The organism is Marseilla massiliensis, assembly GCF_023336985.1.
Taxonomy (GTDB): Bacteria; Bacteroidota; Bacteroidia; order Bacteroidales; family Bacteroidaceae; genus Prevotella; species Prevotella intestinigallinarum.
The window spans coordinates 1-1,469 of record NZ_JAMBLP010000055.1; the positions used below are offsets into that span (position 1 = coordinate 1).

The 1,469-nt window shown below is 61.4% G+C and carries 1 rRNA gene; it reads right to left on the minus strand.

Going from position 1 to position 1,469, the window contains the following annotated elements:
- Positions 1-10: 10 nt before the first annotated feature.
- Positions 11-1,469 (minus strand): 16S ribosomal RNA (locus M3089_RS15690); the annotation flags it as partial.

Below are 1,469 nucleotides of genomic sequence, written 5' to 3' on the forward strand. Positions count from 1 at the left end.
CCCGCTCCAGAAAGGAGGTGTTCCAGCCGCACCTTCCGGTACGGCTACCTTGTTACGACTTAGCCCCAATCACCGGTTTCGCCCTAGGCCGACCCTCGCGGTCACGGACTTCAGGCGCCCCCGGCTTTCATGGCTTGACGGGCGGTGTGTACAAGGCCCGGGAACGTATTCACCGCGCCATGGCTGATGCGCGATTACTAGCGAATCCAGCTTCGTGGGGTCGGGTTGCAGACCCCAGTCCGAACTGAGGGGCGGTTTCTCGATCCGAGACTGCTTGCGCAGCCCCTTCCCTCTGTGCGCCCCATTGTAACACGTGTGTAGCCCCGGACGTAAGGGCCGTGCTGATTTGACGTCATCCCCGCCTTCCTCACACCTTGCGGCGGCAGTGCCCGCAGAGTGCCCGGCATCACCCGATGGCAACTGCGGGAGGGGGTTGCGCTCGTTATGGCACTTGAGCCGACACCTCACGGCACGAGCTGACGACAACCATGCAGCACCTCCGCAGAGGCCCCGAAGGGCTGTGGAATCTCTCCCACATTCCTCTGCAGTTCAAGCCCGGGTAAGGTTCCTCGCGTATCATCGAATTAAACCACATGTTCCTCCGCTTGTGCGGGCCCCCGTCAATTCCTTTGAGTTTCACCGTTGCCGGCGTACTCCCCAGGTGGGATGCTTAACGCTTTCGCTTGGCCCCTGAACCAGAACGGCCCAAGGGCGGGCATCCATCGTTTACCGCGCGGACTACCAGGGTATCTAATCCTGTTCGATACCCGCGCCTTCGAGCATCAGCGTCAGTGTGCAACTGGCAGGCTGCCTTCGCAATCGGGGTTCTTCGTGATATCTAAGCATTTCACCGCTACACCACGAATTCCGCCTGCCTCGATGCAACTCAAGCACGCCAGTTCGCGCTGCGCTTCCGGGGTTGAGCCCCGGGATTTCACAGCACGCTTGACATGCGGCCTACGCTCCCTTTAAACCCAATGATTCCGGATAACGCCCGGACCTTCCGTATTACCGCGGCTGCTGGCACGGAATTAGCCGGTCCTTATTCGCACGGTACCTGCAAAGCGCCACACGTGGCGCACTTTATCCCCGTGAAAAAGCGGTTTACAACCCATAGGGCCGTCGTCCCGCACGCTACTTGGCTGGTTCAGGCTTCCGCCCATTGACCAATATTCCTCACTGCTGCCTCCCGTAGGAGTCTGGGCCGTGTCTCAGTCCCAGTGTGGGGGGCCTCCCTCTCAGGACCCCTACCGATCGTCGGCCAGGTGGGCCGTTGCCCCGCCTGCTGCCTAATCGGACGCATCCCCATCCGCTGCCGCCGAAGCTTTGGCGCTCTTCTGATGCCATCGAAGCGCCTCATACCGCATTAATCCGCCTTTCGGCGGGCTGTGCCGTGGCAACGGCCAGGTTGGATACGCGTTACTCACCCGTGCGCCGGTCGCCATCGGCGGTTGCAAGCAACCGCCATG